This is a genomic window from Streptococcus oralis (assembly GCF_001578945.1).
Lineage (GTDB): Bacteria > Bacillota > Bacilli > Lactobacillales > Streptococcaceae > Streptococcus > Streptococcus oralis_Q.
On sequence record NZ_KQ969552.1, the window covers coordinates 193,142 to 193,979 of the forward strand.

An 838-nucleotide genomic window follows, 5' to 3' on the forward strand; every position below is an offset into this window, starting at 1 on the left:
GCTCGAGTATTCATGCCCTTCTACCAGTAAATGCAAGTCTGCATAGTTCTTATGATGTTCAAATTGATCATTTTCAGCTTGATTGAGGACATTTTCCTGAACAACTAGAAAGACCTTGTCCCCGTCAATATCATACTTACCGAGTTCGAAAGAATCCTTACGGTGCTGATAGAGATAGTCGATAGCCTTGTCTAGATTGGGATGGATTCCCTTGTAAAAGGCGATGTTTTTCAAATCGTCAAAAATCATACTGTTTCCTTCGTTTCTGATAGTTACTATTTTTCAGTTTCGAATTATCCTTTCTCTATTTCCCTGTAACAGTGCGGACGGAAGCAAATTCCTTCGGAATTTCATTCCTAATTTTTGAGCCTTTCACTCCTTCATCGTCAGTCTCAAAAATTCCGTCTAAGATAAGCGTGAGATGCTTATCTTAGATACCACTAAAGCGGGAAATAGCTACCATAAAACGAACCTACTCTAACTAGTATCATGAAAAGAGTTCATTCTTAAGTTTATAAGTGTCTGACAAAACTTCACGAAGTAACTGCATACTCTCCATTTTGTAGACACTTATGAAACTATATTTCTCTTAGTCTATAACATATTCTTTTGAATTTAGATAAGCAGTTTTTCCTATACTCAATGAAAATTGAAGAACAAACTAGGAAGCTAACCGCAGGCAATACTTAAGTATGGCAAGGTGATGCTGACGTAGTTTGAATTCGATTTTCGCAGAGTATTATCCTTTAACAGCTCCCATAGTAATACCTTGAGTAAAGGATTTTTGGAAGACAAGGAAGACGGTTACGATTGGCACGGCTGCAAGAGCTGCACCTGC

Annotated in this window: 1 protein-coding gene and 1 pseudogene; both read right to left on the bottom strand. The window is 37.7% G+C overall.

The features are described 5' to 3' along the window. The coding region (locus SORDD16_RS06355; protein ID WP_128973487.1) for a NanQ anomerase/TabA/YiaL family protein at positions 1-249 on the bottom strand (249 nt) is incomplete at its 3' end. A 490-nt stretch (positions 250-739) separates the two neighbouring features. Continuing rightward, positions 740-838 (bottom strand): annotated as a pseudogene (locus SORDD16_RS11890) (carbohydrate ABC transporter permease); the annotation flags it as partial.